Source organism: Chloroflexus sp. (genome assembly GCF_034431535.1).
Taxonomy (GTDB): Bacteria; Chloroflexota; Chloroflexia; order Chloroflexales; family Chloroflexaceae; genus Chloroflexus.
The window spans coordinates 1-14740 of the sequence record NZ_DAOUDC010000074.1 but is presented as its reverse complement, the minus strand read 5'-3'; the positions used below and the strand labels follow the sequence as shown (position 1 = coordinate 14740).

General features: G+C 59.7%; 10 protein-coding genes. 2 read left to right on the top strand and 8 right to left on the bottom strand.

What is annotated here, in order from left to right:
* Positions 1-510: 510 nt before the first annotated feature.
* From U9R61_RS18430 to U9R61_RS18415, 4 genes are all read right to left on the bottom strand, one after another.
* Positions 511-957 (bottom strand): hypothetical protein, encoded by a 447-nt coding sequence (locus U9R61_RS18430; protein ID WP_322490277.1) that lies wholly within the window; start codon positions 955-957, stop codon positions 511-513.
* Positions 900-1205 (bottom strand): hypothetical protein, encoded by a 306-nt coding sequence (locus U9R61_RS18425; RefSeq protein ID WP_322490276.1) that lies wholly within the window; start codon positions 1203-1205, stop codon positions 900-902. Before U9R61_RS18425 ends, U9R61_RS18430 begins: the two co-directional genes overlap by 58 nt.
* Positions 1206-1434: 229 nt before the next feature.
* Complete coding sequence (locus U9R61_RS18420; protein ID WP_322490275.1) at positions 1435-1677, bottom strand: hypothetical protein; 243 nt, start codon at positions 1675-1677, stop codon at positions 1435-1437.
* Between the two features lie 265 nt (positions 1678-1942).
* On the bottom strand, positions 1943-2746 hold the full coding sequence (locus U9R61_RS18415) for a [LysW]-aminoadipate kinase (RefSeq protein WP_322490274.1): 804 nt from the start codon (positions 2744-2746) through the stop codon (positions 1943-1945).
* Between the two features lie 121 nt (positions 2747-2867).
* Here U9R61_RS18415 and U9R61_RS18410 point away from each other — a divergent pair, with 121 nt between their 5' ends.
* The gene (locus tag U9R61_RS18410; RefSeq protein WP_322490273.1) at positions 2868-3971 is read left to right on the top strand and encodes an N-acetylmuramoyl-L-alanine amidase; all 1104 of its coding nucleotides are present in this window, start codon (positions 2868-2870) and stop codon (positions 3969-3971) included.
* A gap of 48 nt (positions 3972-4019) precedes the next feature.
* Here U9R61_RS18410 and U9R61_RS18405 read toward each other — a convergent pair whose 3' ends face one another.
* From U9R61_RS18405 to U9R61_RS18395, 3 genes are read right to left on the bottom strand one after another with little or no spacing between them, the layout of a single operon-like run.
* Positions 4020-6665, bottom strand: coding sequence for a C25 family cysteine peptidase (locus U9R61_RS18405; protein ID WP_322490272.1), 2646 nt, complete (start codon positions 6663-6665; stop codon positions 4020-4022).
* 13 nt (positions 6666-6678) lie between these two features.
* Positions 6679-7797 carry a DUF11 domain-containing protein gene (locus tag U9R61_RS18400; RefSeq protein ID WP_322490271.1) on the bottom strand — a complete coding sequence of 373 codons (1119 nt, stop codon included), beginning with the start codon at positions 7795-7797 and terminating at the stop codon, positions 6679-6681.
* Positions 7798-7812: 15 nt separating this feature from the next.
* On the bottom strand, positions 7813-10416 hold the full coding sequence (locus tag U9R61_RS18395) for a hypothetical protein (protein ID WP_322490270.1): 2604 nt from the start codon (positions 10414-10416) through the stop codon (positions 7813-7815).
* 242 nt (positions 10417-10658) lie between these two features.
* Here U9R61_RS18395 and U9R61_RS18390 point away from each other — a divergent pair, with 242 nt between their 5' ends.
* Positions 10659-11420: an alpha/beta hydrolase gene (locus U9R61_RS18390; RefSeq protein ID WP_322490269.1), complete on the top strand. Its 762-nt coding sequence runs from the start codon at positions 10659-10661 to the stop codon at positions 11418-11420.
* Positions 11421-11526: 106 nt separating this feature from the next.
* Here U9R61_RS18390 and U9R61_RS18385 read toward each other — a convergent pair whose 3' ends face one another.
* Positions 11527-14175: an HYR domain-containing protein gene (locus tag U9R61_RS18385; protein ID WP_322490268.1), complete on the bottom strand. Its 2649-nt coding sequence runs from the start codon at positions 14173-14175 to the stop codon at positions 11527-11529.
* Positions 14176-14740 lie beyond the last annotated feature (565 nt).

Genomic DNA, 14740 nt, shown 5'->3' with positions numbered 1-14740 from the left:
GGGGGTGGGGGCCACATGCCAGTGGGAGCGGGGCGGAGGGCGTGGGTTGCTCCTCTCCCAGCGGGGGAGGGGTCGGGGGTGGGGCCACATGCCAGTGGGAGCGGGGCTAGGGGTGAGTGCTTTTTTACCGCAGAGAACGCGGAGGATGATCACCATCCCAAAAACCTTTGCATCCTCTGCGCCCGTGCGTTTTATCCCTCTGCGTTCTTGGCGCCCTTCGCGCCTTTGCGTTCACATCCTTTGCGCCTTTGTCCTCTCTGCGCCTTTGGCGTTGGCCCTCACCCCCAGCCCCAGTTCCCATCGTCAGGTAGGAGAGGAGGAGCCGCGTGGTTGGCGGGAAAGGCACAATTGCGCGAAACCCCGAGCGCCCCCGCCCCGCTCCCGCGCCAATATGAACGGGACTGGAGGTGAGGATTGCATTGCCCTCCCGCTGGGGTTGAGGGGCGGATAGAACATATGAGCGCTCCGTTTCTCCATCTCATCAGGATGCAGTATCTCAACAATGCTGCGTTAGCGAATCCTAGTACCAGCAGGTGCATGCCGTGCGCGGGCTTCCGCAGACCATGGCACCCGATCCAACCCCACCAGATCCCAGCAGATCAGGGTGCGTTCATTCCGCCCCAGCCGCTGCCAGCAGGCTTCCCGTCCCCAACGGAACAGCCGATGGCCGCCTATCCCACTGCGGCGGCTCCTGACCCGCTTCGGCGGCGGCGCTCCATGGGTTGCGGCATGCGTCCCCACGGCCAAGGTGATCAGCGTCGCCATCGCCACTCCCAGCACGAGGCATTCCTGATGGGCGCGGTCGCGACCTGACTGGCTTCCCACCGCCATCCGCTCGACTGCCAGTCCCGGAACAACGCTGCAATCGCTGCCCGCTGCCGATAGAGTGCGAACAGCTCCTAGCTCACCGGCAGCCTGCACACCATCAGCAGCGGTTGCTGCTGCACCGTTCCCCACCGCGCCACAATCCTCGCGGGACGCCATCCAGCAGCTTTCAACACCTGCCCAGCCCCTTTCCAGCGCTCGCTAGCGGAACGGATCGGCATGCGGATCGGGTGAATCCGTCCGTGGCGATCCTGCCAGCGGGGCTGGCCTTGCACCCGAACCACCCCATCCCACCCGTGGGCCGCGACGTGGTCGGTGAAGGCGGGACAACCAACCGCACGGTCGGCCACCACCACGACGGCAGCGTTCGGTGGCAGCACGTGCGCCACGGATCGCGCAGGTGCGCCAGCGTTCCCAATCCGCGACCAACGGGCGGGTCGGTCGCGGCCAGCAGATCCATGCGTGCGGAATGGCCCGTCCACGATCCCAGCGTGCGGACGTCCATACCCGCAGATGGGCTGCTTGGGCGGTTTCATCGATGAGCACGACCCAGCGATGCGCTCGACTCCGCCGCAACTGCGCACGCACCACCGGCGCATCGCTCCGTTCTCACGGCAGCAGCGGATCGTTCAGGATCCGCCGCAGCCGGCGTTCGTGACTGGCTGCGCACGTCGTCTGGGGCGTCAGGTATGCTTGGGTGCTTACCATCCGGCGCAGCACGAGCGAGCAATGGAGGAGGATGCTCATAGTCAGAAACACCAACCGTTGGCGCGGACGGTGCGGCATGAGAACGCTACTGTGACGGAACAACGAGGCGACAGCTCGGGTAAAATGGCGTATCGTGGTACGCATGCGGTGGCATCCTTGGTAGATGGTGGGTAGCAATACCAGCCTGGTGGTTGTGCTCCATTCCGATACGGTGGACGTAGCATATGCCGGAACACATGTTCTGTCCGCCCTTGAAGCCACTGGGGGGAGGGAGCGATGGTTCCCGCACTCCCGGCCCCGCTCCCACTGGCGTGGGAGGGGGGGTGTAGAATTGGTTTTTTGGAATGCGGCGGTCATACTGCCGCATTCCAGAAGCGCGCGGCAGTGAGACTGCCGCACTCCGCAAGGGTCAAGCGATATGGGTGCCGCCGCCGGCCAATGCATGGCTAATGCAGGCGGGAATCCGGGCATCGGCGAGAATAACGCGCTGCACCCCGCCGGCCAACGCCTCTTGCGCGCCAAGGAGTTTTTTCTTCATCCGCCCGGCGGCATAATCCATATTGGCTTCGAGCTCGGTGCGCGGGATGTGGGTAATCAGGGACGATTCATCGGGGAAGTTGCGCAGCAAGCCGGGCACATTCGAGAGCAGGATCAGCGTCTGCGCGCCGAGCGCGGCGGCGATAGCGGCAGCGGCGCGATCGCCATCGACATTGACCGCTTCGCCGGCGGTGGAACAGGCAATCGGCGCTACCACCGGCAGATAGCCGGCATCGAGCAGCATGCGCAAGAGCGGCGCATTCACCTGCTCGACCATCCCAGTCCAATCATCGCGCAAGATCATCTGGCGACCCTGCTCGATTACTCTAATGGTTGATTTCCGTTTGCCTTCCAGCAATCGGCCATCGAGACCGCTCAGACCCAACGCCATCACCCGGCGCATCTGTAACCGTTCAACCAATTGCTTGTTGATCAGACCGGCAGTTGCCATCAGAAAGATTTCGAGCGTGCGCCGGTCGGTATAACGGCTGGTATGGCCGCCCGGCGAGGTGACAAACCGGGGTGGATGGCCGAGCGCCTCGGCCAAGCGATTAGTCTGATCCGAGCCGCCGTGAACGAGCACTAGCCGCTCGCCGGCTTGCCAGCGTGCAGCTACATCGTCACAGAGCGCGTCGTAGTCGTTGCCGGCGCTGCCGCCCACCTTCACCACTAACATAGCAGCTTCCTCCTTATTGCCGCAGGCATCGCATGGAAAGCATAGCGCGGATACGCCGCAGTACCGGATTTCTCAGCAATTTCTCTACCAACTATCGCCGCAGAAATGGTATGATGCGCGTATGCGACTGATAACTTGCCTTATTCTACTTCACTTCTTCATCCTAGCTGCGTGTGTACCCGCACCAGTAGAAACGACAGAACGAGAGGCCGTTAGCGCGCCTACTGCGACGCCATTGCCGCTGCCTTCGCCGGCCCAGCCGCCGTCACCAACGGCAACACCAGCGCGAGTGGCGCAAGCCGTGCCGCTGCCGGTGAGTGATACGATAGCGGAAGCAGTGCTGCTAGCGCCAACCGCAACCCCAAGCGCGCCACCAACCCCGACGCCGCGCCCGCCCGGCACACCACCGCGCGTGGGCATCCAGATCGGGCACTTGCGCTCGCACGAACTGCCTGAGGAACAGGCCCACCTGCGCACCTCGACGGGAGCGCGCTGGAATGGAATTACCGAAGCTCAGGTGAATGAAGCAATTGCGGTGCGTGTCCGCGACATACTGGTCGCGGCGGGAGTGGACGTTGATCTGCTGCCGGCCACCGTACCGCCAGCGTATGACGCCGATGCGTTCGTAGCGATCCATGCCGATGGTTCAGCAGAAGGAGCGCGGGGATGGAAGATCGCCACACCGTGGCGGGCATCGGCAGCGAGCCGCGCGTTGCTGGACGCAGTCGCCGCAACCTATGGAGCTATTACTGGCCTGCCAGAGGATCGGAACGGCATCACCGTGAACATGCGTGGCTATTACGCCTTTAATTACCGTCGCCACAACCACGCGATCGCCCGCACCACGCCGGCCATCATTGTCGAAACGGGATTTCTGACCAATGCTGCCGACCGCGAGATTATTGTGGCCCGGACCGATCTGGCGGCGCGCGGGATCGCCGAAGGCATTCTGCGCTACCTCAAACAGCGCGATCCGAACGATGGTGCAGCATTGTTGCCACCCGAATGGCCCATCCTCTACACTAGCGCTGAGACGGCAGTGCGGGCCGGGCCAGCCGAGACGGCGCGGCTGGTGGTACGTGTACCGGCAGACAGCCGCGTCTTTGTCTTCAATCGCGAAGGTGCTTGGTATGAGGCACTCGTACGGGCCGGCGATGCGCGGTATGTGGGGTGGGTACAGGTCGATCAGACTCGACCAGCGACGGCCAACGATTCCCTTCCCTAGCGCCGCCGCCCGCCGAACCACCGGCAACGAACCCGTAACACACGCGCCTTACCGCAGCACAACCGGCACATTCACTTGATACAATGGACGGACAGCGATAGGCGTAAGCGGATCACCCAGCAACAAGAACGTGTACAGCGACTCACGCGACTCGCCGCTGGCGGCAAGATTAGCATAACCGGCAGCGACAAACTGGCCGAGCGGCGACCGTGGTTCGGCAGCCCACAGCGCGGTGATGAAACCGAGTAACAACTGGCGATGCCCGTAAGCCACGCCAAACCCGCTCGAACTCCACGTGGCAATCGCGCCGCCGGCAGAGTTCAGTACTATCGCTTCGTCAATTGTCGTGCCACGGAATGACGGATGCTGGAACGCGCCGGTGAGGCAGGTCATGCTCAGCACCACCGGCAGGGCCGGCGCGTTGCGCAGATCGGTCGCGGTATCCACATTGAGCAGAAACGGATCGGTAATCCCAACTTGGGTAAAGGCCCACTGAAACTGCAACCCATGCCCGGCGTAGACGAACAAACCTGCACCTTGGTTGAAGGCGGCAAAGGCTTGCTCACGGGCCGCTACCGCATCAGCCACCCGCCCGGCTGACCCCGCCGGATCGTAATAGACGCGGGTGGCGCTGGTTTGGGCCGGCTGGAGCGCAATCGCCTCATTAAGCAACGCGGCAAAATCGCCGGCAGTATCGGGGTTATCAGCCAAATAGACCGCATGGCGCTGCCACGCGCCACTGCTCTGCTCATACGCGAGCAGCTTGGCGAGCAGCGCGCGCAATTCGTCTGCGGTCTTAACCGGCAGACGTCCGATCCACAGATCAGGCTGGAAGAGGCTCTCGGCTAGCGGATCTTCGCCATCCAGTTGGGCAAGACAGGTCTCGCAGGCCGTTTCACCCAGCCATGGATCGACCACAGCCAAATAGGGCGGGATCAGGCTTGGCCAGCCGTGACCGAGATAATTACGCGGATCAGAACTGCCATCACCGACCAAGATAACCGCCTCCGGCTTGGTAGACCACGTTGCCGTCGCATAGCGCAGAAACTGGCGAATCGCGTTCGGATCCGGCTCGCCGCCGCTCCAACCGGCAAAGATATCCTCCACCGCCAGTGCAACCGGCGCCCACCCCTGCGCTTGCCGGCGGGCCAGCAGCGGATCGAGCGCCGTCAGAAAAGCGCGTGGGGCAATGTAGATAGCACGAGCATTGCGCGGCGTGGCTACATCAACCGGCTGATGGCGGGCAACTGCCGGAGTATGGAGCGTCGCCGTACCAGTAATCAGATAGCGGCGCGGCGCCGGCGCATCATCGGCAAACGCTGATCCGTTGAAGGTCAGGCGCACCGGCTGCTGCGGACTGGTGATATCGTAGACGGCTACGCCAGCAGCAGCGCCAGCCAACGGATAGGCGAAACGACCGGCTTGGCCTTGAACGATCGCTCCCTGCGTAGAAAAGGTCGCTTGCACCGGCGCATCAAAGAAGATGCGATCAAGATAGACGCGATCGATCCCAGCCACCGGATCGAGGGTGAGGGTGAGAGCGCTCGCCGGCGCCGGTAAGGTGACGGTGGCGCGATGCATGCCTGAGCCGCTCCACGTGATGGTGGCACTCCAGCCGCCGGCAGTAGCGAGGTGAAGCCGGTGGTTGCCACTATGCTTGACCAGTGTCGCCAATTCAAGCGTAACCGTCATCGGGCCGCCGGGGGCGAACGGCAAAGGAGCGGCCAGCGTTATCGTAGCACTAACCGGAGCACCAGCCACGATATTGAGCTGGCGGCTAAAGAAGCGATCGCCATCGAAACCGGCCAATGCCGACTCGTAGATGGTTGGCAGACCGGACGGCCAGACACCGGCAACGTGAATGGCAGCCGGCTGATCGCCGGCTTGCGGCTGCGCAGCGCGCGTCGCCATGAGCGCGGTAACGGTTGGTTCAATGGTCAGCCAATAGCGGTCGGTCGCCGACCAACGATCGCCGGCGGAAGGCGCGTAGAAACGAAGGGCCGTCACCGTTGCGCCACTCGTGACCGCCTCCAATGGGAAGGTCAGACCGGCCCGTTGGAGACGCAAGCGATTAGGCGGCACCACATTCAGATCAAGACCGAGCGCGCGCAAAGCATCGGCGCTAATCTGCTGAATACCTTCGGCAGCGACATCAATCGTCCATGCATCGCGCGCAGCGAGCGGATCAGGCGCGGGCACGCTGGCGAGCTGAACCGAGGAGCCGGTCACCGACGTGAGCGACGCACCGGCGATAAAGGCAGTAAGGCTGAGTGCCAAACGCGGTTGATCGCCGGCCAGATAGTGAGGAGCAATCTCGTAGAGCGCCGAGCGAACCCCGCGATGGAACCCTTCGCCAACCAAGCGGAGCGGCGCCGAAGGTGGAGCGGGAACAAACGCCGGTAACGGCAAACGGAGTTCGCCATCAACTTCCAGCGCCGGCAGTGACGGCGACGGCAACGGTTCAGCCAATAGCTGATCACGCAACGCGCGGATGAGCGGCGTTGCCGGCGCACCATCAGCTAGGTAGAGCAGAAACCGCTGCGGTTCACGAGCACTGGTCAATTGCCAGCGCACCTCGACCCCACCGGGAACTGGTTGCAACAGCAAGCCGGCAACCGGCTGCGCCAGCGTTACCGGCGCAGCCGAGGCAAGCAAAGCGGCAAAGGCGAGAAAGAAGAGCAGAAAACGCCGCATCTGAGTACAATTCCTAACGATACGAGCGCCGTTGCAACAACGTGCCCAAGCCAATGATGACCAGCGCTAACCCGATCAAACTCAGGAACGGACGAACCGGATTGCCAGCGGTTTGCGGTAAGGACGATGGCGGTGAACCGAGGGTCGCGCTACTGGTATTGTTATCAGTGGTAATCTCGCGATCGCTCGTGCTCACACTAGCAGTATTGACATTATTCGGCGCAACGAGCGGTGCCACCACTTGGGCTGTCACCTGTACGATAATTGTCTCGCCGGGAGCGAGTGATGGCGCAGTGACCGTTACCTGATTGCCGCTAGCACTGGCAGTACCAGTAGTGGTCGTCACACCGAGCAGGCGCAGTGATGCCGGCAACGTATCAGTAAGGGTAATATCGGTTGCCGGCGCGCCGCCGATATTCCCGATAGTCAGGGTATAGACCACTTGATCACTAATACGCGCCACCGCCGGCGATACTGACTTAGCCAGGGTCAGATCGGGCACCGGCGGCAGCACCGTTGTGCTGCTGGTATTGTTGTCAGTGGTAATCTCGGTTGTACCCGAGCGCGCCACCGCCACGTTGCGATTATCCGGCGGCAACGGTTCGACCACCACTTCAGCGCGAATCGTAATTGTCACTACCTCACCCGGCGCCACTACCGGCACTACCACCGTCACACGATTACCGGCGGTTTGGGCAGCGCCACTGGAAACGCCCGCATCGATCAGGCGTAAAAAGGCCGGCAATGGATCATCGATCGTCACATCAATCGCAGGCGCGCCACCGATATTGTTCAGAGTGAGCGTATAAACCACCTGATCACCAACCCGCACTACTGATGGTGCGACTGTCTTATTGAGCACCAAATCGGGTTGGGAGCCGGGAGACTCAGGCGGCAAGGCAGGTGTTGGCGTATCCGTTGGCGGAACCACGGGCGTGCCCGTTGGTGTGTTGGTTGGCGGAACCACGGGCGTATTCGTCGGCGTACGAGTTGGCGGTTCGGCAGTACTCGTTTCGGTAATATTCAACGGCGGTGTAGCGCCGACCATCACCGGCGGCGACGACAGCAATGCTATGAGTAAGAAAGCCCCTCCTAGCACGATTAGCAACAATCGCCAGACGACGTGTCTCATGATGGTATTACTCCCTCATCGCCCAATCAGCGGAATGAAGTATTGGTGCTGTTGACTTATCGTACCACGAGATTGTAACGGGCCATACTCATGTTGCGCCCCATTGGTCTCGATTTCCACCAACCAGTAGGAATAATCAAACCCAGCCGGCGCGCTACGGTCAATCACACTGTAGCTAGCGCCGTTGCCCGCACTGCCACGGGCAGGTATCACTGCTAACAACGACGCTTTATCGCGCCCGCTGGTTGAGCGATAAATCATAAAGACACTCGTGTTCACCTCAACGCCAGTTGTCCAGCGAATTTCCCAACCACCCGTAACCGGAAGCAGCCGGAACTCGGTCAACTCAATCGCCGTGGGTGGGGCTTCGGGTGGCGGTGTGCGCAGTCGGGTCGGGTCATCAGGCGTGGTGGTGGTGGGATCATCGCTCGAGGTAGTTGGCGTATTGTCGCCGCTCGCCGTTGCCTGATTCACGATTTCGGTAACATTATTCGGCAACGGCGTATTCACCTGCACCCGGAAAGTGATGGTGAGATTGGCATTCACATCCAGCGACGAGAGCGTCACTTGCACGGCAGTATCACCAGCACTATTGCCCTGCGTCACGACTGCCGGCGGTGTCGCGGTCACGCTGCCGATCACGAGGGTCGTGTTGGTATCAGGCGTATCAAACACCACGATCTGCCGGGCTACCGCCGGGCCAGTATTGGTCAAGATCAAGGTATACTCGATCACATCACCGGCGCCGGCCAAGCCATCGTTATTCCCATCAACGAAGATCGCGGCGCTCTTGGTAAGGCGCACGGTAGCATTATCAGGAATGACCGTTGAATCAGACGCCGACACTGGCGGCAAGTTCTGGCCGGCACTGTCGGTGTAATTCAGCGTCGCTGTATTGGTCAGCGTCGCCGGCCCGCTCGCCGTCACCAGCACCGTCGCGCTGACGCTGCCGCTCGCCCCCGCCGCGACCGGATCAGTCAGCGTAAACGTCACCACCCCGCTACTTGCGCTGCACGTCCCAGCCAATGTGCCAAGTGCGCAGCTCTGATAGCTCACGCCGGCCGGCAGCGTATCGGTCAACGTCACATTGCGCGCCTCTCCCACCCCAGTATTGGTAAACACCAGCGTATAGGTCAGCGTCTGCCCCGGCGCCGTCACCGTCGAACCATCCGTCTTGCTCAGGGCCATCAAAGGTTGGGGCGGAATCGTATTCGTATCAGAAGCCGACACTGGCGGATACTGGTTGCCCAATTGATCACGATAGTTCAACGTAGCAGTATTCGTGATCGAACCGGTAGCGCCGACATTGACCTGCACCGTCACGAGCACGGTGCCGCTAGCGCCAGCAGCGAGCGGATCAGTCAGTGTAAATGTCACCACGCCACCACTTGCGCTGCACGAACCATTCAACCCATTCATACTACATCCGACGAACGTCGTCTGGGATGGGATGGCATCGGTAATCACCACGTTGAAGGCCGCACCGGGACGTGCATTTGGCGGCACGCGCGTCAGATTGGATTGATTGGAAAACTGAATTTGGTAGGTCAGGGTCTGGCCGGGAGCCGTGACTGAAACACCATCATCCTTAGCGATGGTCATATCAGGCTCAGGCGGCAATTCGATGAAGGAGAGAAGGTTTGTTTGACCCTCTTGAATAAATTGGTTATTGCGATTAATGCAGGTTACAATCCGCCACCAACCCGGTTCTGGATTGGTAATCGTATCACCGCCACGAACAGTCGCGACGCCATTATTCCACACCGCATTGCTGGAAAGTGTTCCCGCAATGCCACCAGTCAAGGCATTCGGATCGTAGGCGGCGCTGGGGGCATAATACCGAACGCGTGTTTGCCCGTCCATATCAAAGTTATTGAACGTGACACTGGCTTGGCCGGGTGTAATATACTGGCGCAAGGTGAGACATTGGACGGTGGTATTGTCATGTTGATACGAGGTGCTAGCCAACCCAATCAGCAATTCATCGCCGGTACCTTCAATTCCGTCAGGGTTGTCATAATTAGCCGGAGGAAGGGTTGCGGGATTGTTATCATCATCAGTGCCGAAACGCAACCGCCAGCTATTATCGGCATTGCCGCCGGTTTGGGTGCGCAAAATATACGCGCCACACGTCACCGGTGCCGCAATCGTGTACAACCGTGTCCATTGCGGCCCAATCGTGTTAGGATTATACGTCTGTTGGATCAACGAACCAGCCGCCCCCGGCGCTGGTTGGGTCGGCGGATTAAGCGGCGTGCCTACCGCATAGACTTCAAATGTAGTCGTGTATGAGGCGTTGATCGTTCCGCCAAATTCATCAGTGACACCGCTGCCCGCAGTGCCGTTCAGATCAGGATGAAACAGATCAATATGCACAGGAATGTTGGGATTCCAGTTGCAGGGCACATGGAGGGTAATGTAGTGGTAGCCATTGCCACCGGCTAGGTTGGTATACCAATCACCGATAGACAAGGATCGGGTTGGACTGGAGGTTTGGATGTAGAACGACGAACCGGCAGGCGGCAATTCAACGGCGCTGGCAATGCGGTACGATAGCACAGGCAGAGCTAATGTAACCGCCCAGATGAGCAGCAACACGATGGTGATGCGACGTTGCATAGTGATCTCTCCCTTACCGTGCCCCGAAGAGTGTGTGATCTGGGGGAAGGCTCGACAAAGCATAAACGTAAATACTGACCAAATTATAGTATAGATTGGCTACATTGCCAATACTTTTTGAGCTATATTTAGTCAGGACTAGAGTACTACCAAAAATTAACTTTTACATTATTACATAACTGTAATGTCTCAAACATTCCTACAATTTTCAGCAACAATTTCAGTGATGCGGAGTAACAACAGTGCCAACAATTGCCACACGCTACGGACCACTTCACTATCTCATTGCCGGTCACGGCACGCCGTTTGTGTTAATCCATGGCAACACCTATAGCGCCGCAACGCAAGTGCGTCTCGCGCAGCGTTTCGCCGATGAATTTACTGTCTATTCATTTGACTTGCTCGGCCACGGCGGATCGGCGCGTCCGCCGGATCTCTTCACCACACGCTATTTTGCGATGCAGGGTGAAGCAGTTGCTGATGCGCTAGCTGGTCTGTTTCATGCGCCAGTCCCCGTCTTTGGTATGAGCGCAGGCGGGATTAGCGCGCTCAATGCGGTTTGCATTCGACCTGATCTGATTGCCGCTCTCATCCTTGATGGAGTCTTTGCCCGCGTGACGGCAGCGACCTACCAAGCACACCGCAATGCGACCGCGAGTATGTCACCGAGCTGGCACCGGTATATGGCCAGCCAACATGGCGCTGACTGGTGGCCGATTCTCAATGCCGGCGTCGAGTCGGTGATCGAGCACTTGGCGGCGCAAGAGACGTTAGTGACGCCGTGTCTTGATCAGATTAAGGTTCCAACCATCATCTTTCACGGCGGGAAGGATCCGTTCGTACCTGACGAACAGGCTCGCGCAGTTGCGGTTGGCATTCGCGGCGCGCGCATTGTGTATGAACCAGAGGCGGGCCATTTAATTGCGTGGCGCAATCCTGATGCGTTTCGAACGCGGGTCGAGCGATTTTTGGCTGAACACAGGCTGCTGGCGCCAAAGGCCTAACGCAAAAGTGTACACGGAGGGGTACTGCACACCGTTCCCGGTGGAGGGCGGCAAGATACAGTGTACTGTATCCCTGCCGCCTTCCGCCTACTGGCTTGCGAAAACGCTAGCGCACGACCATCGGCATAAAGAGACTATAGCGTGGCACGACTGGTGGCGCACCGGACGGCGTGATCGTCACCGTAAAGCTACCGCTGGCCGTATTGCCGGCGGCGTCGATCGCGGCACAGGTCACGGTCGTCTCGCCGAGCGGGAAGAGACTGCCGCTTGCCGGCGCGCACGTTACCGGCACGCTTCCTGACACCGCATCGGCGGCGCTGGCCGCGAACGTCACCGTTGCCCCACCGGGGCCGGTCGCCTCGCGGGTCAGGTTGTCGGGCAATGTCAGAGTGGGGGCCGTCGTGTCCACGACTGTCACCGTAAAGCTGCCGCTGGCCGTATTGCCGGCGGCGTCGGTCGCGGTGCAGGTCACGGTCGTCTCGCCGAGCGGGAAGAGACTGCCGCTTGCCGGCGCGCACGTTATCGGCACGCTTCCTGACACCGCATCGGCGGCGCTGGCCGCGAAATTGACAATAGCGCCATCAGGGCCAGTCGCTGCGACTGTTTGATCGGCGAGCAGATCGAGCACTGGCGTCGTGGTATCAATCGTGAATGTAATAACCACATCGCTTCCCAGTGCAATGCCGCTCACGCTGGTCAGATTGGCGCAGGCAATCAGGGTGTATTGGTCATCGGGCAAGGGTTGGGCGGTTGGAATGATCGTAGTGGTAGCGCCATTGACAAGCACTTGGTTGATCAAACTGCCGGAAGCGCTCGCACAAGCGGCAGCGGCACCGGTCACGAGGCGATAATTGGCCGGATTATCGCCATTGCGCAGCAATTCGGCAAAGGTGAGACTCAGATCGTTGATCGGGCTATTGACAAGATCGCCATTATTTAATAACACGACCGCAGACCCATCACTGCGTACAACCGATTGCACCGTTGGCGGCACAAAGCTGAGGCGGCGGCCAAAGACTTCAAACTGGCGATCAGCGGCGACGCCGTTAAGATAGCTGGCCCAGACCGTCATAAAGCGACCGGCGCCAGTAGCAGCGACACGCGGCGAAACGCGATGCCAGTTGACCGGATTGAAGGTGGTCGAGCTGGCAATTTCTGCTTCACCAGCCGGCAGCGGGCGAGCTAAGCCGCTTGTGCTGGCTTGAAATGCGTTTGGCGCAAGCGCTGGCGTGCTGCCGATCAGGAAGTTGCCGCCGCCAACTTGGGCCAACGGCGCGCTGCCATCGGTATCGGCATTAAAACGCTGGCCATAGATCTCGAAGCGATCGTTTACAGCAGGATCGCCACGCCAAACCACCAGCCACTCACGGTTGAAGGCATCATACGCCACATCGACATCGAGGCCCTTGAAGCGATTATCAACGCCATTGGAGCTAAAACTGACCCGCTGCCCGCTGACGCTCGTACCGGCGCCGGTGGGTTGCCGGAGACTGGCATACACCTCTTCAAAGCCATTGGTGTTGTCGCCAAACCATACCACTAGATACTGATTGCGGTCAGGATTGTGGGCAACAGCCGGACGATAGGCATCACAATTGGCATTCGTGCAACCTGTCGTCTCACCAACTTGGCTGATCCGGTGGTCGTCGCGATAGTTACTGCCGATACCGGGCAAGAGGTGGGCCTGCGTGCCATCGGCAGCCAGCACTTGCCCGTAAATCTCGAACTCGCCATCTTCGACGCCGCTGGAGTTATTATCGGCTGACCAGACCACAAACCATTGATTATCGACGCTATTGTAGGCAATCGCTGGCGTCACCGCATCGTAGTTGGGACGATCAGCAGCCACGCTGGCATCAAAGCCGGCCCGGCTGATCAGAAAGTCGTTGGAACCAATCTGGCCGATAAAGCGACGAGTTGGATGAGGATCGAGCGAGAAACGCTGGCAGCGGATCTCAAACTCACCCCCTTGCTCGGCAAAGGGTTGCGAGAGAAAGCCATTTGCTCGATCATCCGACCAGCAGATCAAAAACTCACCGTTCTGGCTATTGTAGGCCACATCAGGCGAAAAGGCGTCCCAATCCGGATTCCGACCACTGAAATTCGTGCGATAGAACAAGACGTTAATTTCCGAGATGCGATCATCTTTCGGATTACCGCACTCATCACGGATCAAGAGATTGCCATCAGCCGCCACCACCTGCACATAAATCTCGAACGCGCCGCCGGCGCGATAACCGGCCCGACCAGCACTCGGGTCATTACAATCGATCAGGGGATTCGTATTGTCAGCCGTCCACGTCACCAAAAAAACATTATCACGGGCGCTGTAGCTTACTGCCGGGCTATATGCATCAAACGGATCGGTAGACAGATCATTGCCATTGCGGCTAATGCGGAAAGCGGTGCCGCTCACTTCCGCACCGGAAGCAGCAGGAGCCACCAAAGTGCCGGTAGCGGCATCGACAAACTGACCATAAATCTCGAACTCATTCGTACCGCCGCCAGCGCGCTGGCGAGCATACACCACAAGGTACTGATTCGTCACCGGGTTGTAGGCCACATCCGGCTCGAACGCATCAAAGGCTGGCGCAGTAAAACTGATGCGCTCATCATTATTGCCAACCACGCTATTGAGCGTAATACCGGCTGCCGCTTCCGGTGCAATCAGAGTACGAGCACTGCTCATAACCGGCATACTACCCATCACCAAGCCGATTGCCAACACAGCAACCACAAACCGCCATAAACGCATAGCTGCTCCTTATGTTCAATTGTGCTATTGGGAAACAAACGACGGGTGAGCGCGATGATGATGGGGGAGAGAAGGCTCAACTATGAGCATAGCAGGTGAGAATGTGCCAGCAATGAATAAATCAGCACCTCGAAGGTGACAAGAAAGTTAGGTAGCGGGCAGACGAGGTTAGCCGCAGCATGCGACAGATGCATGTCGGTCCGCTGCTCGCCGGCAGAGAGCGTTAACAACGCATAAGCAACGCCAAACCGCTATGGGAGTTCACCCGCAACCGTTAGCGAAACCAGCGCTCACACGCTGATGCGGTCTGATAATCTTTTGCCAAAAGCTGATCGCAGCGCGCTGCGGACGTGGAATGACAAACGTACCACTGACACTCCCGCCCCTACAGGGGGCAGGGTTCTCGGTTTTTTAGCCCGCCCAACGGCAGCGCCTCCCCGAAGGCGGCCCCCCTGCTGCAAGCTTGTGAGCGCAGCGTTATGGTCACGGTGCAACCCACAACCGCACGACGAGCAGGAGTGCCACCGCGCGGCGAGCCGCTTCGGAACGCGCACACCACACGCAG